This is a genomic window from Cupriavidus phytorum, assembly GCF_003254285.1.
GTDB lineage: Bacteria > Pseudomonadota > Gammaproteobacteria > Burkholderiales > Burkholderiaceae > Cupriavidus > Cupriavidus phytorum.
Map to the genome: position 1 here is coordinate 81,055 of NZ_QKZN01000013.1, position 18,483 is coordinate 99,537.

The 18,483-nt window shown below is 66.0% G+C and carries 24 protein-coding genes; all 24 read left to right on the plus strand.

From position 1 onward, the window contains the following. The first annotated feature begins 83 nt into the window (after positions 1-83). The 24 genes from mlaD (at position 84) to C7416_RS24860 (ending at position 18,269) form a co-directional block, all read left to right on the plus strand. The gene (mlaD, locus tag C7416_RS24745; protein ID WP_092317537.1) at positions 84-596 is read left to right on the plus strand and encodes an outer membrane lipid asymmetry maintenance protein MlaD; all 513 of its coding nucleotides are present in this window, start codon (positions 84-86) and stop codon (positions 594-596) included. Continuing rightward, positions 593-1,540, plus strand: a complete 948-nt coding sequence (locus C7416_RS24750; RefSeq protein ID WP_111521339.1) for an MlaA family lipoprotein — start codon at positions 593-595, stop codon at positions 1,538-1,540. The genes mlaD and C7416_RS24750 overlap by 4 nt, the downstream gene beginning before the upstream one ends. Before the next feature lie 198 nt (positions 1,541-1,738). Continuing rightward, positions 1,739-2,368, plus strand: a complete 630-nt coding sequence (locus C7416_RS24755; RefSeq protein WP_111521340.1) for an MlaC/ttg2D family ABC transporter substrate-binding protein — start codon at positions 1,739-1,741, stop codon at positions 2,366-2,368. A 150-nt stretch (positions 2,369-2,518) separates the two neighbouring features. Beyond that, positions 2,519-2,827, plus strand: a complete 309-nt coding sequence (locus C7416_RS24760) for an STAS domain-containing protein (protein WP_111521341.1) — start codon at positions 2,519-2,521, stop codon at positions 2,825-2,827. A 259-nt stretch (positions 2,828-3,086) separates the two neighbouring features. After that, the gene (locus tag C7416_RS24765) at positions 3,087-4,037 is read left to right on the plus strand and encodes an ABC transporter ATP-binding protein (RefSeq protein WP_062801932.1); all 951 of its coding nucleotides are present in this window, start codon (positions 3,087-3,089) and stop codon (positions 4,035-4,037) included. Further along, positions 4,034-4,855, plus strand: a complete 822-nt coding sequence (locus C7416_RS24770) for an ABC transporter permease (RefSeq protein ID WP_111521342.1) — start codon at positions 4,034-4,036, stop codon at positions 4,853-4,855. Before C7416_RS24765 ends, C7416_RS24770 begins: the two co-directional genes overlap by 4 nt. Before the next feature lie 50 nt (positions 4,856-4,905). Next, entirely contained in the window at positions 4,906-5,154 is a 249-nt protein-coding gene (locus tag C7416_RS24775; RefSeq protein WP_111521343.1) for a BolA family protein, read from the plus strand. Between the two features lie 74 nt (positions 5,155-5,228). Next, positions 5,229-6,479 (plus strand): UDP-N-acetylglucosamine 1-carboxyvinyltransferase, encoded by a 1,251-nt coding sequence (gene murA / locus C7416_RS24780; protein ID WP_111521344.1) that lies wholly within the window; start codon positions 5,229-5,231, stop codon positions 6,477-6,479. 20 nt (positions 6,480-6,499) lie between these two features. Further along, positions 6,500-7,174: an ATP phosphoribosyltransferase gene (hisG, locus tag C7416_RS24785; protein ID WP_062801929.1), complete on the plus strand. Its 675-nt coding sequence runs from the start codon at positions 6,500-6,502 to the stop codon at positions 7,172-7,174. Positions 7,175-7,206: 32 nt separating this feature from the next. Beyond that, entirely contained in the window at positions 7,207-8,544 is a 1,338-nt protein-coding gene (gene hisD / locus C7416_RS24790; RefSeq protein ID WP_111521345.1) for a histidinol dehydrogenase, read from the plus strand. A 30-nt stretch (positions 8,545-8,574) separates the two neighbouring features. Beyond that, positions 8,575-9,675, plus strand: coding sequence for a histidinol-phosphate transaminase (gene hisC, locus C7416_RS24795; RefSeq protein ID WP_111521346.1), 1,101 nt, complete (start codon positions 8,575-8,577; stop codon positions 9,673-9,675). A gap of 4 nt (positions 9,676-9,679) precedes the next feature. After that, the gene (hisB, locus tag C7416_RS24800) at positions 9,680-10,267 is read left to right on the plus strand and encodes an imidazoleglycerol-phosphate dehydratase HisB (RefSeq protein ID WP_010812330.1); all 588 of its coding nucleotides are present in this window, start codon (positions 9,680-9,682) and stop codon (positions 10,265-10,267) included. Between the two features lie 89 nt (positions 10,268-10,356). Further along, a complete protein-coding gene (locus tag C7416_RS24805; RefSeq protein WP_111521347.1) occupies positions 10,357-10,980 on the plus strand; it encodes a YchE family NAAT transporter in 624 nt (207 codons plus the stop codon). Next, complete coding sequence (gene hisH / locus C7416_RS24810; protein WP_018004935.1) at positions 10,977-11,630, plus strand: imidazole glycerol phosphate synthase subunit HisH; 654 nt, start codon at positions 10,977-10,979, stop codon at positions 11,628-11,630. Before C7416_RS24805 ends, hisH begins: the two co-directional genes overlap by 4 nt. A gap of 166 nt (positions 11,631-11,796) precedes the next feature. Beyond that, entirely contained in the window at positions 11,797-12,543 is a 747-nt protein-coding gene (hisA, locus tag C7416_RS24815) for a 1-(5-phosphoribosyl)-5-[(5-phosphoribosylamino)methylideneamino]imidazole-4-carboxamide isomerase (protein WP_111521348.1), read from the plus strand. A 69-nt stretch (positions 12,544-12,612) separates the two neighbouring features. Next, complete coding sequence (gene hisF, locus C7416_RS24820) at positions 12,613-13,383, plus strand: imidazole glycerol phosphate synthase subunit HisF (RefSeq protein ID WP_062801924.1); 771 nt, start codon at positions 12,613-12,615, stop codon at positions 13,381-13,383. 2 nt (positions 13,384-13,385) lie between these two features. Next, entirely contained in the window at positions 13,386-13,790 is a 405-nt protein-coding gene (hisI, locus tag C7416_RS24825; protein WP_092317504.1) for a phosphoribosyl-AMP cyclohydrolase, read from the plus strand. Continuing rightward, positions 13,787-14,158: a phosphoribosyl-ATP diphosphatase gene (locus C7416_RS24830; protein ID WP_012354084.1), complete on the plus strand. Its 372-nt coding sequence runs from the start codon at positions 13,787-13,789 to the stop codon at positions 14,156-14,158. The genes hisI and C7416_RS24830 overlap by 4 nt, the downstream gene beginning before the upstream one ends. A gap of 59 nt (positions 14,159-14,217) precedes the next feature. Beyond that, positions 14,218-14,610 (plus strand): DUF4870 family protein, encoded by a 393-nt coding sequence (locus C7416_RS24835; protein WP_018004939.1) that lies wholly within the window; start codon positions 14,218-14,220, stop codon positions 14,608-14,610. Between the two features lie 59 nt (positions 14,611-14,669). Continuing rightward, positions 14,670-15,026: a histidine triad nucleotide-binding protein gene (locus tag C7416_RS24840; RefSeq protein WP_111521349.1), complete on the plus strand. Its 357-nt coding sequence runs from the start codon at positions 14,670-14,672 to the stop codon at positions 15,024-15,026. Positions 15,027-15,173: 147 nt separating this feature from the next. Beyond that, a complete protein-coding gene (gene tatA, locus C7416_RS24845) occupies positions 15,174-15,404 on the plus strand; it encodes a Sec-independent protein translocase subunit TatA (RefSeq protein ID WP_018004941.1) in 231 nt (76 codons plus the stop codon). A 93-nt stretch (positions 15,405-15,497) separates the two neighbouring features. After that, on the plus strand, positions 15,498-16,019 hold the full coding sequence (gene tatB, locus C7416_RS24850) for a Sec-independent protein translocase protein TatB (RefSeq protein ID WP_111521350.1): 522 nt from the start codon (positions 15,498-15,500) through the stop codon (positions 16,017-16,019). 124 nt (positions 16,020-16,143) lie between these two features. Then, positions 16,144-16,950 (plus strand): twin-arginine translocase subunit TatC, encoded by an 807-nt coding sequence (gene tatC / locus C7416_RS24855; RefSeq protein WP_111521351.1) that lies wholly within the window; start codon positions 16,144-16,146, stop codon positions 16,948-16,950. Between the two features lie 233 nt (positions 16,951-17,183). After that, positions 17,184-18,269 (plus strand): porin, encoded by a 1,086-nt coding sequence (locus C7416_RS24860; RefSeq protein ID WP_111521352.1) that lies wholly within the window; start codon positions 17,184-17,186, stop codon positions 18,267-18,269. Positions 18,270-18,483 lie beyond the last annotated feature (214 nt).

Consider the following 18,483-nt stretch of genomic DNA (forward strand, 5'->3'; position numbering starts at 1 on the left):
GCGGATGCCCGCCGCAACGATGCGGGCGCTACGATAACAAGACGGCAGCGACAGACACTACGGGGTTGAAGAAAGAGATTCCAATGAAAAAGAACACACTCGATTTCTGGGTGGGGCTGTTTGTGGCGGCAGGGTTCGTCGCCTTGCTCTTCCTGGCCCTCAAGGCGGGAAACATGAGCGCCTTCAGCTTCCAGGACACCTATAGCGTGCAGGCCCGCTTCGACAATATCGGCGGGCTCAAGCCGCGCGCGCCGGTCAAGAGCGCGGGCGTGGTGGTCGGCCGGGTCGCCGCGATCCGCTTCGACGACAAGACCTACCAGGCCACCGTCGAGATGAGCCTGGAGACGCGCTACCAGTTTCCCAAGGACACCTCGGCCAAGATCCTGACCTCGGGCCTGCTGGGCGAGCAGTACATCGGCCTCGAAGCCGGCGGCGACACCGCCATGCTGGCCAACGGCGCGCGCATCACCATGACGCAGTCGGCGGTGGTGCTCGAAAACCTGATCGGGCAGTTCCTGTACAACAAGGCCGCCGATGCCGGCGGCGGCTCGTCCCCCGGCGCCAGCGCGCCGGCCCCGGCTGGAGATCTCAAGTGAACGCCGCCCGCCCCATCCGCAACCTGCTGGCCACGGCCGCCGCCGCCGCGGCGCTTGCCGGTTGCGCCACCGGCCCCACCGCCAACCCGAAAGACCCGCTTGAGCCGTTCAACCGCGAAGTCTCGAAGATCAACGAGGACTTCGACAAGGGCGTCATGCGCCCGGTGGCCGAACTCTATGCCGACTACATGCCGACGCCGGTGCAGCGCGCGGTCGAGAACTTCTTCTCCAATGTCAGCGATGTCTATTCGGCGGTGAACAACCTGCTGCAGGGCAAGCCGACGCGCGCGGCCGAAGACACCATGCGCGTGGCGATGAACACCGTGCTGGGCATCGGCGGCCTGATCGACATCGCCACCCCGGCCGGCCTGCCCAAGTACAAGGAAGACTTCGGCCAGACGCTGGGCGTATGGGGCGTGCCGGCCGGTCCGTACCTGGTGCTGCCGCTGTTCGGCCCGAGCACCTTCCGCGACACCGCCGGCATGCTGGTCGACCGCCAGGCCGATCCGTCGGCGTACTTCTATCCGGTTTCGCTGCGCAATTCGCTGGTCGGGGTGCGCATCGTCGCCGGCCGTGCCCAGCTGCTGGGTGCCAGCAACCTGCTGGAGCAGGCGGCGCTGGACAAGTACTCGTTCCTGCGTGATTCCTACCTGCAGCGGCGCCAGTACCTGATCTACGACGGCAATCCGCCGGGTGGCGACGACGAGGCCAAGACCGAGGACGCGGCGCCGGCGCCCGCCGCGCCCGACGCAGGTGCCGCACCGGCTCCGGCTCCGGCTCCGGCTCCGGCTCCGGCTCCGGCTCCGGCTCCGGCGGTGGAGGGCGCTTCGGCCCCGGCCGCGGAGCCGCCCAAGCCCGGTGCCGCCGGCGAGACCCAGCCGGAAGGCCAGAGCATGCCTCTGCCGCCGGTGCTGCCGGGTATGCCCGGAGTGCGCTTCCGCTGACGCGGCGAAGGCGTCACTGGCGCTGTGAATGCGCTGTGACCGCTGAAACAAATTGTTTGTAGGTGGTGTATGGTGCGCTTTTGATGGCAACGCGCGCGACGCCGCTATGTTCCAATCTGCAAGGACCCGTGGCCTTCCGGCCGCGTATCGACGCGCAGGCGCGGGTCGCGACCTCTTTGATAAAGAAGGAAATCTCACATGCTCAAGCGACTGTTGCTCCCCCTCCTGACGGCGGTTGCCTTCGCGGGGACCGCGCAGGCCCAGGTATCGGCTCAGGACGCGGCCACCCCGGACGGGCTGGTCAAGGCCGTGGTCAATGACGTGATGTCGACCGTGAAGGCCGACAAGGACATGCAGGCCGGCAATATCGGCAAGATCACCGCGCTGGTCGAACAGAAGATCATCCCCAACGCCAACTTCCAGAAGACCACGCAGATCGCCATGGGCCGCAACTGGTCCAAGGCCACGCCCGAGCAGCAGAAGCAGATCACCGAGGAATTCAAGACCCTGCTGATCCGCACCTACGCCGGCGCCATCGCGCAGATCCGCGACCAGACCGTGCAATACCGCCCGTACCGCGGCACCGCCGAGGATACCGATGCCACCATCCGCACCCAGGTCATCAACAAGGGCGAACCGATCCAGATGGACTACCGCCTGGAAAAGACCGCGCAGGGCTGGAAGGTCTATGACATCAACGTGCTGGGCGCATGGCTGACCGAGGCCTACAAGGGCAGCTTCAACACCATCGTCGGCCAGCAGGGCGTCGAGGGCGTGATCAAGACGCTGCAGGACCGCAACCGCCAGCTCGCCAACGCCAAGAGCTGACCGGGCACGCCCGCGGTGCGCCGTTGCAATGCAGCACGGCGCGCCGAAGTTGCACTACAATGGCCGTTCGCGACACAGGCTCCCGCTCCGCGCGGGAGTCTTCGTTTTCAGATCCCTTTACTTTCCTTCCGCATTCAGGCCACTGACGCCATGCTTTCGCCGGGCAACTCGCTGACCAACCAGAATGCCGCCGCGGTGCTGCGCGACGGGCTGGCACGCGTGGCGCAGGGCGACGTCGAAGTGGACTGCACGGGCCTGGCGCAGGTGGACTCCTCCGCCGTCGCCGTGCTGCTGGCATGGCATCGGGCCGCCGCGGCGCGCGGCCAGGCGCTGGTGCTGCGCGGCGTGCCGGCGCAGCTGGCGCAACTGGCCAGCCTGTACGGCGTCGACGGCCTGCTCGGCCTGGCGAGCGCGGCGGCGCCCGCCGCCATCCCACCGGGACACCATCACCGACATTGATCCGGCATCGCCGGTCGCCATCCACGCGGCCTCACGCGATGCCGCGGCGACCGCTGGCGCGGCCGCCGAGCCCCCGGGGCGGATCCGGCGGGGATCAAGCGGGATCCACCCCGCATCCCCTATAATTCCGGGTTGTTCGCCCATCCCCCCGCCTGTTGCCGGCCCGATCCATGCCGGAGCAGGATATCCGGGCACGCTTTGCTCCCCATTTCCTGGCGGCCGGCGCCGAAAGAGCCGGACCCGCCACAAACAATCGGCCATGAAAGCCATTGAAATCCACGACGTTCGCAAGCGCTACCGCAACCTGCAGGCGCTCAAGGGCGTCAGCTTCACCGTCGAACGCGGCGAATTCTTCGGCCTGCTCGGGCCCAACGGCGCCGGCAAGACCACGCTGATCTCGATCCTCGCCGGTTTGAACCGGGCCGATTCCGGCCGCGTCAGTGTGCTGGGGCACGATGTCGTCGCCGATTACCGGATGGCGCGGCGTATGCTGGGCGTGGTGCCGCAGGAGCTGGTGTTCGATCCGTTCTTCACGGTGCGCGAGACGCTGCGGCTGCAGTCAGGCTATTTCGGCCTGACCCGCAACGACGACTGGATCGACGAAATCATGGCCAACCTGGACCTGACCGGGAAAGCCGATGCCAACATGCGCCAACTGTCCGGCGGCATGAAGCGGCGCGTGCTGGTGGCGCAGGCGCTGGTGCACCGCCCGCCGGTGATCGTGCTCGACGAGCCCACCGCGGGCGTCGATGTTGAGCTGCGGCAAACGCTGTGGAAGTTCATCTCGCGCCTGAACCGCGAAGGGCACACCATCATCCTGACCACGCATTACCTCGAAGAGGCCGAGGCCCTGTGCGACCGCATCGCCATGCTCAAGTTCGGCGAAGTAGTGGCGCTGGACCGCACCAGCAACCTGCTGACGCAGTTTGCCGGCCTGCAGCTGGTGCTGACCTTCGCGCGCGGCAGCCTGCCGGCCGCGCTGGAGCCGCTGCGCATGCCGGCCAACCCCGGCGAGCGCGCGGTGCGGCTGCGGCTGTCGGGCTACCAGGCGGTCGAGCCGATCCTGGCCGCCTGCCGCGAAGCGGGCTGTGACATCGAAGACATGGAAATCAACAAGGCCGACCTCGAGGACGTATTCGTGCAGATCATGCGCCGCGAGGGGCATATGCCCGGCGCGCTGCCCGACCCGGCGATGGAGGCCGCGGCATGAAGCAGCCTGGCGACATCGAAATCCTCGACGACACCCGCCTCGGCCCGATGGCCGTCGGCGGCCTGGTGGGCTTCCGCACGCTGCTGTACAAGGAGGTGCTGCGCTTCTGGAAGGTGAGCTTCCAGACCGTGGCCGCGCCGGTGCTGACCGCGGTGCTGTACCTGCTGATCTTCGGCCATGTGCTGGAAGACCGGGTCAAGGTCTATGACCAGATCAGCTACACCGCTTTCCTGGTGCCCGGGCTGGTGATGATGAGCGTGCTGCAGAACGCGTTCGCCAACAGTTCTTCATCACTGATCCAGTCCAAGATCACCGGCAACCTGGTGTTCGTGCTGCTGCCGCCGTTGTCGCACTGGGAGATGTTCGGCGCCTACGTGGTGGCCTCGGTGATCCGCGGGCTGACCGTCGGCCTGGGCGTGCTGCTGGTGACGGCGTGGTTCGCCAACCTGCATTTCGCCAACGTCGGCTGGATCCTGGTGTTCGCGCTGCTGGGCGCGGGCATCCTGGGCACGCTCGGCCTGATTGCCGGCATCTGGGCCGAGAAGTTCGACCAGCTCGCCGCGTTCCAGAATTTCCTGATCATGCCGGCGACCTTCCTGTCGGGCGTGTTCTATTCGATCCATTCGCTGCCGGCCTTCTGGCAGGCGGTGTCCCATGCCAATCCGTTCTTCTACATGATCGACGGCTTCCGCTATGGCTTCTTCGGCGTCTCGGACGTGTCGCCGCTGTTCAGCCTGGCGGTGGTCGGATCGGCGTTCGTGGTGCTGGCCGCGCTGGCGCTGCGCCTGTTGAAGTCCGGATACAAGCTGCGCCACTGAGCGGCGGCCGGCCCTGTTGAATCAAGCTGAATCACGCTGAAGAGAACCCCATGCTGCCTACACCGGAACAAGTCAGGGACTACATTGCCCAAGGACTGCCCTGCGAACACTTGCAAGTCGAGGGCGATGGCCAGCATTTCTTTGCCACCATCGTCAGCAACGAATTCGAAGGCCAGCGGCTGATCCAGCGCCACCAGCGTGTCTACGCGGCGCTGGGCGACCGCATGCGCGCCGAGATCCATGCGCTGTCGATGAAGACCCTGACCCCCGCGGAGTGGCAGGCGGGCGAAGGCAAGTAAGAATCGTGCGCCGCGCGAACGCGCGGCTCCAGAACAATGATGCCCGGGCGCGTGCCCGGACCAGACCACAGAACATGGACAAATTCCAGATTCACGGCAACGGCCCGCTCAAGGGTGAAATCCGCGTCTCGGGCGCCAAGAACGCCGCCCTGCCGATCCTGTGCGCGGGCCTGCTGACGGCCGATACCGTCGCGCTGGACAACGTGCCCAACCTGCAGGACGTGCGCACCACGCTCAAGCTGCTGCGCCTGATGGGGATGCAGGCCGAATTCGACGGCGCCCGCGTGACCCTGAACGGCGCCGACGTCAATGTGCTCGAGGCCCCGTACGAGCTGGTCAAGACCATGCGCGCCTCGATCCTGGTGCTGGGCCCGCTGGTGGCGCGCTTTGGCGAGGCCCGCGTGTCGCTGCCTGGCGGCTGCGGCATCGGCGCACGGCCGGTCGACCAGCACATCAAGGGCCTGCAGGCGATGGGCGCCGAGATCACCATCGAGCATGGCTTTATCCATGCCCGCGCGAAACGCCTGAAGGGCGCGCGCGTGGTCACCGACATGATCACCGTCACCGGCACCGAGAACCTGCTGATGGCGGCGACGCTGGCCGAAGGCGAGACCGTGCTGGAAAACGCCGCGCGCGAGCCCGAGGTGACCGACCTGGCCCAGTTGCTGGTCAAGATGGGTGCGAAGATCGACGGCATCGGCACCGACCGGCTGGTGGTGCATGGGGTCGAGCGCCTGCACGGCGCCAGCCACAGCGTCATCGCCGACCGCATCGAGGCCGGCACCTTCCTGTGCGCGGCGGCCGCGACGCTGGGCGACCTGGTGCTGCGCGGCGTGCAGCCCGAGATCCTCGATACCGTGCTCGACAAGCTGCGCGAAGCCGGCGCCAGCATCGAGACCGGCGCCGACTGGATCCGCCTGGCGATGCCGCACCGCGCCCGCGCGGTGAGCTTCCGCACCTCGGAATATCCCGCCTTCCCGACCGACATGCAGGCCCAGTTCATGGCCCTGAACGCGGTCGCCGAAGGCACCGCGCGCGTGACCGAGACCATCTTCGAAAACCGCTTCATGCACGTGCAGGAACTGAACCGCCTGGGCGCCGACATCACCGTCGAAGGCAACACCGCGGTGGTCAACGGCGTGCCGCGGCTGTCGGGCGCCAACGTGATGGCGACCGACCTGCGCGCCTCGGCCAGCCTGGTGATCGCCGGCCTGGTGGCCGACGGCGAAACCGTGATCGACCGCATCTATCACCTGGACCGCGGCTACGACCGCATGGAAGACAAGCTGTCGGCAGTGGGCGCGAAGATCCGCCGCATTGCCTGAGCACCAAGGACTGAAGCCCGATGAGCCCCGCTTTCAACGCATCGCCCAACCAGCTGACGCTGGCGCTGTCCAAGGGCCGCATCTTCACCGAGACGCTGCCGCTGCTGGAAGCTGCCGGCATCCGCGTCACCGAGGATCCCGAGACCTCGCGCAAGCTGATCCTGCCGACCTCCGATCCGGCGGTGCGCGTGGTGATCGTGCGCGCCTCGGACGTGCCGACCTACGTGCAGTACGGCGCGGCCGACTTCGGCGTGGCCGGCAAGGACGTGCTGATGGAAAGCGGCATGGCCGGCCTGTATGCGCCGATCGACCTCAACATCGCACGCTGCCGCATGTCGGTGGCGGTGCCGGCCGGCTTTGACTACGCCAAGGCCGTGCGCCAGGGCGCGCGCCTGGCCGTGGCCACCAAGTACGTGCAGACCGCGCGCGAGCATTTTGCGAAAAAGGGCGTTCACGTCGACCTGATCAAGCTGTACGGTTCGATGGAGCTGGGCCCGCTGGTGGGCCTGTCCGATGCCATCGTCGACCTGGTCAGCACCGGCAGCACGCTGCGCGCCAACAATCTGGTGGAAGTGGAAGAGATCGTGCAGATCTCGTCGCGGCTGGTGGTGAACCAGGCCGCGCTCAAACTCAAGCGCGAGCGGCTGGCACCGATCCTCGACGCCTTCGAACGCGCTTCAGCGGCGCTGGCCTGAGGCCGGGTCGCCGCCTGACAGGAACAGAAGTCATGAACCCAACCGAAATGGAAAGCCTGCCGATCCGCCGGCTCGATTCCAGCGAGCCGGGCTTTGCCGAGGCGCTGCGCCAGGTGCTGGCCTTCGAGGCCGGCGAGGACGAGGCCATCGATCGCGCCGCGGCGCAGATCCTGGCCGACGTGAAAGCGCGCGGCGATGCCGCGGTGCTGGAATACACGCGCCGCTTCGACCGCGTCGAGGCGGCGTCGATGGGCGCGCTCGAGGTTTCGCAGCAGCAGCTCGAAGCCGCGCTCGAAGATCTCGAGCCCAAGCGCCGTGCCGCGCTGGAAGCGGCCGCGGCGCGCGTGCGCGCCTACCACGAGAAGCAGAAGATCGAATGCGGCAGCCACAGCTGGGAATACACCGAGGCCGACGGCACCATGCTCGGCCAGAAGGTGACGCCGCTGGACCGCGTTGGCATCTACGTGCCGGGCGGCAAGGCCGCCTACCCGTCGTCGGTGCTGATGAACGCGATCCCGGCGCGCGTGGCGGGCGTCAAGGAAATCATCATGGTCGTGCCCACGCCGGGCGGCGTGCGCAATGAACTGGTGCTGGCCGCGGCGCAGATCGCCGGCGTCGACCGCGTCTTCACCATCGGCGGCGCACAAGCCGTGGGCGCGCTTGCCTACGGCACCGCGACGCTGCCGCAGGTCGACAAGATCGTCGGCCCGGGCAATGCCTACGTGGCCGCGGCCAAGCGGCGCGTGTTCGGCACCGTCGGCATCGACATGATCGCCGGCCCGTCCGAGATCCTGGTGATCTGCGACGGCACCACCGACCCCGACTGGGTGGCGATGGACCTGTTCTCGCAGGCCGAGCACGATGAACTGGCGCAGTCGATCCTGCTGTGCCCGGACGCGGACTATATCGCCCGCGTCGAAGCCAGCATCCAGCGCCAGCTTGGCACCATGCCGCGCCGCGACGTGATTGCCGCGTCGATCTCCGGCCGCGGTGCGCTGGTCAAGGTGCGCGACATGGAAGAGGCCTGCGAGATCGCCAACGCGATCGCGCCGGAACACCTCGAGATCTCGGCCGAGAACCCGCGCCAGTGGAGCGAGAAGATCCGCCATGCCGGCGCCATCTTCCTGGGCCGATATACCAGCGAGTCGCTGGGCGACTACTGCGCCGGCCCCAACCACGTGCTGCCGACCTCGCGCACCGCGCGCTTCTCGTCGCCGCTGGGCGTCTATGACTTCCAGAAGCGCTCGAGCCTGATCGAGGTGAGCGAGGGCGGCGCGCAGATGCTGGGCCAGATCGCCGCCGAACTGGCCTATGGCGAAGGGCTGCAGGCCCACGCCCGCAGCGCGGAATACCGTTTCAAGCGTAGCTGAACCCCTGACCCAACCCACACTGGAGCTTCCATGTCAGCCGTAGAGCCCTCCCTGATCGAACGCATCATCCGTGACGACGTGCGCGCCATGGGCGCCTACCACGTGCCGGATTCGCACGGTCTGGTCAAGCTCGACGCCATGGAGAACCCGTACCGCCTGCCGCCCGCGCTGCGCCAGCAACTGGCCGAGCGGCTGGGCGAGGTGGCGCTGAACCGCTACCCGGTGCCGAGCAGCGAAGCGCTGCGCGCCGCGCTCAAGCGCGTGATGCAGGTGCCGGCCGGCATGGACGTGCTGCTCGGCAACGGCTCGGACGAACTCATCAGCATGCTGGCGCTGGCCGCGGCCAGGCCGGGCGCCAAGGTGATGGCGCCGGTGCCGGGCTTTGTCATGTATGCGATGTCCGCGCAGTTTGCCGGCCTGCAGTTCGTCGGCGTGCCGCTGCGCGCCGACTTCACGCTCGACCGCGCCGCGATGCTGGCGGCGATGGCCGCGCAGCAGCCCGCCATCATCTATCTGGCCTACCCGAACAACCCCACCGGCAACCTGTTCGACGCCGAAGACATGAAGGCCATCATCCGCGCCGCGCAGGGCGAGGTCTGCAACAGCCTGGTGGTGGTCGACGAAGCCTACCAGCCGTTCGCCCAGCACAGCTGGATGCCGCGGCTGACTGACTTCGGCAACCTGCTGGTGATGCGCACCGTATCGAAGCTCGGCCTGGCCGGCATCCGCCTGGGCTACCTGGCCGGCGCGCCGGAATGGCTGTCGCAGCTCGACAAGGTGCGCCCGCCCTATAACGTCAACGTGCTGACCGAGGCCGCCGCGCTGTTCGCGCTCGAGCATGTGGCGGTGCTGGACGAACAGGCCGCGCAACTGCGTGCCGAGCGCACGCGCGTGGCCGACGGCATGGCGGCGCTGCGCGGGGTCACCGTGTTCCCCAGCGCGGCAAATTTCCTGCTGGTGCGCGTGCCGGATGCCGCACAGACCTTCGAGCGCCTGCTGGCGCGGAAGGTATTGATCAAGAACGTGAGTAAAATGCACCCGTTGCTGGCCAATTGTCTGCGCGTCACGGTCAGCACGCCCGAAGAAAACGCGCAGTTCCTTGAGGCATTCGCAGCTTCGCTGCAGGATTAACACCATGCGTGTTGCAGAGGTCACCCGCAATACTTCGGAAACGCAGATTCGCGTTTCCCTGAATCTCGACGGCAGCGGCCGCCAGAAGCTGGCGTCGGGCGTGCCGTTCCTCGACCACATGCTGGACCAGATCGCCCGGCATGGCATGTTCGACCTGGAGGTCGAAGCCACCGGCGACACGCATATCGACGACCACCATACGGTGGAAGACGTGGGCATCACGCTCGGCCAGGCGGTGGCCAGGGCCATCGGCGACAAGAAGGGCATCACCCGCTACGGCCACAGCTACGTGCCGCTGGACGAATGCCTGTCGCGCGTGGTGATCGATTTCTCCGGCCGCCCGGGCCTGGAGTTCCACGTTCCGTTCACGCGCGCGCGCGTGGGCAGCTTCGACGTGGACCTGACCATCGAGTTCTTCCGCGGCTTCGTCAACCATGCCGGCGTGACCTTGCACATCGACAACCTGCGCGGCATCAACGCCCATCACCAGTGCGAGACCGTGTTCAAGGCCTTCGGCCGGGCACTGCGCATGGCGGTTGAGCTGGATCCGCGCGCGGCCAACACGATCCCGTCGACCAAGGGTACGCTCTGAGCTTCCTGAAACCGTAGGCGTGCCGGCTGGTTGCGGCGCCCGCCCACCTCTCTAGCCAATACGGCCAGCGATGCTGGCAACCGCAACCGATGGATACGCTCAAGTCGTTTATCTCGCTGCTGGCGCTGATCAACCCGATCGGGGCGATCCCGTTCTTCATCAGCCTGACCAGCCAGCAGACCGAAGCGGAAAAGCTGCGTACCATCAAGATCGCGTCGATCTCGGTGGCGATCGTGGTGGCGGTGTCCGCGCTGCTGGGCCAGCAGATCATCGAGTTCTTCAATATCTCGGTGGCATCGCTGCAGGTGGGCGGCGGGCTCATCATGATCATGATGGCCATGAACATGCTGAATGCGCAAACCAGCCGCACCAAGGCCACGCCGGAAGAAGAGGACGAGGCCGAGGTAAAGTCCAGCATTGCGGTGGTGCCGCTGGCGCTGCCGCTGCTGACCGGGCCGGGTTCGATCAGCACGGTGATCGTCTATGCCGGCAAGACCCAGCACTGGTACCAGTTGCTGATCCTGGTCGGCATCGGCGTGCTGCTGGGTTCGGTGGTGTACCTGGTATTCCGCGCGGCAGACCCGATCGCCCGGGTGATCGGGCGCACCGGCATCAATATCGGCACGCGTCTGATGGGCTTGATCCTGTCGGCGCTGGCCGTGGAATTCATCGTGGACGGGCTGAAGACATTGTTGCCTGTTTTGAAATCATGACTACCATAGCAATTGTGGATTACGGCATGGGCAACCTGCGCTCGGTGGCGCAGGCGCTGCGCGCCGCGGCACCGGAAGCCGATGTCCGGGTGGTGGATGCGCCCGAAGGCATCCGCTCGGCGGACCGCGTGGTGTTGCCGGGCCAGGGCGCGATGCCCGACTGCATGTCGGCGCTGGGCGCGTCCGGGCTGCAGCAAGCGGTGGTCGAGGCCGCCGCGAGCAAGCCGATGCTGGGCGTGTGCGTGGGCGAGCAGATGCTGTTCGAATTCAGCACTGAAAGCCGCGCCGGCACGGATCGCACCCCGGCGCTGGCGCTGATGCCCGGGCAGGTCGTACGGTTTGCGCTGGATGGCATGACGCAGCCCGACGGCTCGCGTTTCAAGGTGCCGCAGATGGGTTGGAACCGGGTGCGCCAGGCCAGGCCGCACCCGCTGTGGGACGGTATCCCGGACGACAGCTGGTTCTATTTCGTCCACAGCTACTATGTGCAGGCGCAGGATCCGGCCCATATTGCCGGCGAAACGGAATACGGAGTCGTGTTTACCAGCGCGGTAGCGCGCGATAATATTTTCGCGACGCAGTTCCACCCCGAGAAAAGCGCGGCCATGGGCCTGCAGCTGTACCGGAACTTCGTCCACTGGAATCCCTGAAGCGCAGCTTGCCGATTCGCGATTCGCTTGTTTTCGCTTGTTGACCCGATGCTCGACCGCTGACCGACCCGGCACCTGACCTGTTTCCGATCGACTATCGACCCGACCTGACCGGCATGCGCCGGTCTCGCTCAATCTCACTCACTCAACCACGCTCGTCACGCATATGTTGCTCATTCCGGCCATCGACCTGAAGGACGGTCAGTGTGTACGCCTCAAACAAGGCGACATGGACCAGGCCACCGTCTTTTCCGAAGATCCCGCCGCCATGGCACGCCACTGGGTGGAGCAGGGCGCCCGCCGCCTGCACCTGGTGGACCTGAACGGCGCGTTCGTGGGCAAGCCCCGCAACGAGGCCGCCATCAAGTCCATCATCGCCGAGGTCGGCGACGAGATCCCGGTGCAGCTGGGCGGCGGCATCCGCGACCTGAACACCATCGAGCGCTGGCTGGACGACGGGCTCTCGTACGTCATCATCGGCACCGCGGCGGTGAAGAACCCCGGCTTCCTGAAGGACGCGTGCTCGGCCTTCGGCGGCCATATCATCGTCGGGCTCGATGCCAAGGACGGCAAGGTGGCCACCGACGGCTGGAGCAAGCTGACCGGCCACGAGGTGGCGGACCTGGCGCGCAAGTATGAAGACTACGGGGTCGAGGCCATCATCTACACCGACATCGGTCGCGACGGCATGCTGCAAGGGATCAATATCGATGCCACCGTCAAGCTGGCGCAGTCGATGTCGATCCCGGTGATCGCCAGCGGCGGGCTGTCCAACCTGGCCGATATCGACAACCTGTGCGCGGTCGAAGGCGAGGGCGTGGAAGGGGTCATCTGCGGCCGCGCAATCTATTCCGGCGACCTCAACTTTGCCGACGCACAGGCACTTGCGGACAAGCTGCGCAACGGGCAATAAGCAACGGCGCCGCGGGGCGCGGCCGCCTGGCCGCTGCCGGCACGGCAGCGGTGGCGGACAAGGAATCTCATGCTAGCCAAACGTATCATCCCCTGCCTGGACGTGACTAACGGGCGGGTGGTCAAGGGCGTCAACTTTGTCGAGCTGCGCGACGCGGGCGATCCCGTGGAAATCGCGCGCCGCTATGACGAGCAGGGCGCCGACGAAATCACATTCCTGGACATCACCGCGACCAGCGACGGGCGCGACCTGATGCTGCATATTATCGAGGACGTCGCCTCGCAGGTATTCATCCCGCTGACGGTGGGCGGCGGCGTGCGCACCGTCGAAGACGTGCGCCGGCTGCTCAATGCCGGCGCCGACAAGATCAGCGTCAACTCGTCGGCGATCGCCAATCCGCAACTGGTTTCGGACGCCACCGCGCGCTATGGCTCGCAGTGCATCGTGGTGGCGATCGACGCCAAGCGCAGCTCCGCCCCGGGCGAAGCGCCGCGCTGGGAAGTCTTTACCCATGGCGGGCGCAAGGCGACAGGGCTGGACGCAGTGCAATGGGCGCGTGAGATGGCGACCCGCGGCGCGGGCGAGATCCTGCTCACCAGCATGGACCGCGACGGCACCAAGAGCGGCTTCGACCTGGAACTGACGCGCGCCGTCAGCGACGCGGTGCCGGTGCCAGTGATCGCCTCGGGCGGCGTCGGCGGCCTGCAGGACCTGGCCGACGGCATCACCCAGGGCCGCGCCGACGCGGTGCTGGCCGCCAGCATCTTCCACTACGGCCAGCATACCGTGGGCGAAGCCAAGGCATTCATGGCCCGCGAGGGCATACCCGTGCGGATCTGATCATGCCGAAGAAGTGGCTCAACAAGGTGAAATGGGACGACAACGGCCTGGTGCCGGTGATCGTGCAGGAAGTCGGATCGAACGACGTGCTGATGTTCGCGTTCATGAACCGCGAGGCGCTGTTGCGCACCGTGGAGCTGGGCGAGGCCGTGTTCTGGTCGCGCTCGCGCAAGCGCCTGTGGCACAAGGGCGAAGAATCGGGCCATGTGCAGAAGGTGCACGAGATCCGTCTGGACTGCGATGAAGACGTGGTGCTGCTGAAGGTGACGCAGATTGACAGCATCGCCTGCCATACCGGGCGCCATTCCTGCTTCTTCCAGAAATTCGAGGGCGATGCCGACGCCGGCGACTGGCAGACGGTCGAGCCGGTGCTGAAGGACCCTGCCCAGATCTACACCAAGCCATGAGCGACAACGCACTCAGCAGCAACGATGTCCTGGCGCGCCTGGCCGAGGTGCTGGAATCGCGCAAGCCCGCCAACGGCGGCGACCCCGACAAGTCCTATGTGGCGCGCCTGTTCAGCAAGGGCGACGACGCCATCCTGAAGAAGATCGGCGAGGAGGCCACCGAGACCGTGATGGCCGCCAAGGACGCGCGCGCCGCCGGCGAGAGCGGCGCCGCGGCCGGCAAGGTAGTCTATGAAGTGGCCGACCTGTGGTTCCACAGCATGGTGCTGCTGGCAAACTTCGGCCTGACGCCGGCGGATGTGGTCAACGAGCTGGCGCGGCGCGAAGGGCTGTCCGGCCTGGAAGAAAAGGCCCGGCGCAAGGACTAGCCGGCGCGGGTGCCGGCCGGTTTCCCGCCTGCCGCGAGGCAGGCTTTCAACCGAGGGCGATGATGGCGAACGACTACACCGGGCAGGTCACCACTCCCAGCGGCGAACAGCTGGGCAGCCTGCGCAAGCTGCTGCACATCCTTTACGCGCTGTATGCGATCTTCTGGCTCACCGGCGGCATCACCGCGCTGATCGCCATCGTGATCGATTACGTCAAGCGCGATGACGCGCGCGGCTCGCTGTATGCCTCGCACTTCGCCTGGCAGATCCGCTCGTTCTGGTGGTCGGTGGCCTGGGGCGTGCTGGGCGGGGTGCTGTTCGCGACAGTCGTGCTGATGCCGCTGGCCTTTGCCGTGTGGGGCGTGCTGTCGCTGTGGATGCTGTATCGTATCGTCAAGGGCTGGCTGTATCTGAACGACAGCAAGCCGATGTACCCGGACCAGCAGTTCTGAGGTCGGGCAGCCGATGCATAGGTGGTCACCGGAGCCACGGCCGTCGCAATGAAATTTTCATGAACGCTCAGGATAATTGCATCTTCTGCAAGATCGTGGCCGGCCAGCTGCCGTCGAACAAAGTCTATGAAGACGACGACATGCTGGCTTTCCACGATATCCATCCCAAGGCCCCGGTACACTTGCTGGTCATTCCCAAGGCACATGTCGACTCGCTGGCCGATTGCGGCGCCGGCGATGGAGAGGTGCTTGCTAGAATGATGCTGAAGGTGCCAGAACTGGCGCGCGCGGCCGGCTGCTCCAACGGCTTCCGGACGGTGATCAACACCGGCCCAGACGGCGGACAGGAGGTCTACCACCTGCACCTGCATGTGCTGGGTGGACCGCGCCACGCCTGGAAAGGACCGCTGCCCTGACCGGGCGGCCTTGGCAGGGGAGTGTCCGCGGCGGCAACGCCCGGGCAGAAGCTGCGCCGGCAACCGTCGCCCGGCGCGGCCATCACGGGACGGAACAACGGGTCCGGGCATCAATGATCGCGCCCGCGGCTGCATCAGGAGCAAGAGATGGGTTCGTTTAGCATTTGGCACTGGCTGATCGTGCTGGTGATCGTCATGCTGGTGTTCGGCACCAAGAAGCTGCGCAATATCGGCCAGGACCTGGGCGGCGCGGTCAAGGGCTTCAAGGACGGCATGAAGGACGGCGAGGACAAGGGTGCCCAGCCGGGCGCGTCCAAGGAACTGCGCGATTCCACCACCATCGACGTCGACGCCAAGGAAAAATCCCGCCAGCAATAAGCCGGCGGTGTGCCCTCCCTTCCACGCAAACCTCGCTGCGCGTGTCGTTGCGCGCCCGCGCTATTCCGCATGTTGTCCGCATGATGTGTCCGCATGATTGATCTCGGCATTTCCAAGCTGGCGCTGATCGGCGCCGTGGCACTGATCGTGATCGGTCCCGAACGGCTGCCCAAGGTCGCGCGCACGGTAGGCGCGCTGGTAGGCCGTGCGCAGCGCTACATCAACGACGTCAAGGCGGAAGTCAGCCGCGAGGTGGAGCTGGAAGAACTGCGCAAGATGCGCACGGAGTTCGAGGACGCCGCGCGCGATGTCGAGCGCACCATCCACAAGGAAGTCAGCGAGCAGACCCAGGCGCTCAACGAAGCCCTCGGCGGCGCCGAAACCGGCGCAGCCAGCGGCGCCGGCAGCGGCAGCGACGCCGGCGGCGGCTTCGTGCCCAGCTGGGACGCGGCGCACAAGGCGCACAACGGGCGCAAGAGCTGGCGCGTCAAGCAGGGCGCGCGTCCACTGTGGTTCAAGCGCCAGCACAATGTCCGCGTCTGGGTGCAGTCGGGCGCGGCTCGCGTCAAGCGGCACCGGCCGGCGAGCCGGCCCTCCCGTTCCTTCTTCGAATAAGCATGGCGCGCGGCGAACTCCTGCCGGCCGCCGTGGCCGCTGTCGTTGTGTCCGCCTTCCCCCGCCGCCACGTTGCGGTTTCATCGATCCACTTGCCAGCCCCCGCGGCTGAGCGGTTCACGCCATGAGCGACACCCGGTCCTCCGATCCCCAAGACCCGCAAGACGAGTCGCAGCAGGAAACCTTCATCTCCCACCTGATCGAGTTGCGCCAGCGACTGGTCAAGGCGGTGGCCGGCATCATCCTGGTGTTCGTCTCGCTGGTCTACTGGGCGCCGGTCATCTTCAACCTGTTCTCCGCGCCGCTGATGGAATCGCTGCCCAAGGGCGGCAAGATGATCGTCACGGACGTGACCGGCTCGTTCTTCGTGCCGATGAAGGTGACCTTGCTGGTGGCATTCCTGATCGCGCTGCCATGGGTGCTGTACCAGGTCTGGCAGTTTGTCGCGCCGGGCCTGTACCAGCATGAGAAGCGCCTGATCCTGCCGCTGGTATCGAGCAGTTATTTCCTGTTCCTGTGCGGCGTGGCGTTTGCGTATTTTTTGGTATTCCCCACGGTGTTCCATTTCATGGCGCACTACAACGCGCCGCTGGGGGCGGAGATGTCCACCGACATCGACAAATACCTCAGCTTCGCCATGACCACGTTCCTGGCCTTCGGCATCACCTTCGAAGTGCCGGTGGTGGTGATCGTGCTGGTGCGATTCGGCGTGGTGGAACTGGAAAAGCTCAAGCAGATCCGCCCCTATGTGATCGTCGGGGCCTTCATCATCGCCGCTATTGTCACGCCGCCGGACGTGCTGTCGCAGCTGCTGCTGGCGATTCCTCTGGTGGCCCTCTATGAACTTGGCCTGATCCTGGCCCGTTTCATCGGCCGCCCGGAAGCCGAGGAGGCCACTTCCGCAGAAACGCAGCCGGATGAATCGCGCTGAGGCAGGCTTTTTCGCAGGGTGTGCTGTTCGTTTGCACCAAAATGGGGATTCTTGCCCGCATTCCTGTTGCTCTCCGACAACAAAAACCGCCAGTAAGCATGGTTTACGCCGAAAAAGCCTTCTGACGGCCGGGGGGGCTGGCACATAATACGCAGCAGACGTGAATGTAAATGCGTCGCCCAAGCACTTGGGCAACCAAGATTTCCCAATCAGTTGACAAGGAAAGTGTCGATATGAAGATGAAACTGTTTGCTGCTGCCGTCGCCGCTCTGGCCGCTGGTGGCGCGTATGCCCAGTCGAGCGTGACCCTGTACGGCGTGGCTGACGTCGGCCTCGAATACGTCAGCAAGGCCAACGCTGCCGGCGACGATCTGTTCCGCATGTCGTCGGGTAACCAGTCCGGTTCGCGCTGGGGCCTGCGTGGCGTGGAAGACCTGGGTGGCGGTCTGAAGGGCGTGTTCGTCCTGGAAAGCGGTTTTGACCTGGATGACGGTCGTTCGGCCCAAGGTGGTCGTCTGTTCGGTCGTCAAGCCTACGTCGGTCTGCAAAGCAACTTCGGTTCGCTGCTGCTGGGCCGTCAACAGACCGCCTTCTACGACTTCGGTCTGATCTATGACCCGATGGCCATCTCGTCGCGCTACGGTATCCTGGCTCAGGACGCCGCTTTCGCTTCGCGCGCTGACAACACCGTCAAGTACATCGGCAAGTTCGGTGGCCTGACCGCTTCGGCCTTCTACAGCTTCAACAACAACGGCCAGGAAACCGCCGGCGCCTTCCGCCGCGGCCAAGAGTACGGCGCGCTGCTGAACTACGCAGCTGGCCCGTTCTCGGTTGGTGCTGCCTATGACGAAGTCCACGGTACCGTGTCGGCTGGTGGCGTTGACCAAAGCGGTCAGCGTATCCGCCGCGCCACCGTTGGTGCCAACTACGCCTTCGGCCCGGCCAAGGTCTACGCTGGCTACCGTTGGGCCAAGGCTGCTGACGGCGCGGCTCTGCCGGGCCAAGTCGGCACTGCCGCCAACCCGCTGGGCACCAACGGCACCTCCAACCTGTACTGGCTGGGTCTGGGTTACCAGCTGACCCCGGCGTTCTCGCTGTCGGGCGCTGCGTACTACCAAGACTTCCGCAAGACCGACGCCGATCCGTGGCAATTCGTCGTGACCGCCGACTACGCGCTGTCGAAGCGTACCGACGTGTACACCTCGCTGTCGTACGCTCTGAACGACAACGGTTCGCTGCTGGGTGTGAACGGCTTCAACACCGTCCAAGCTGGCAAGGACCAGTTCGGTGCTGTGGTCGGCCTGCGCCACAAGTTCTAATCTGACGCGGGCTTCTGCCCGCTTAAGGTTGACTTGAAAAACGCCGGCATCCGCAAGGATGCCGGCGTTTTCTTTTGTGCAATTCGATGGCGGCAATCAGCGACACGGCTGGGGCCTTGCGCCGCTTCCGCATTGCCGCCGGACCGCGCGACGGCTCCATTGGTCCGCGGATCCGATCAGCTCGCATGCACGCCACACGGATCGTGGCCGCCTA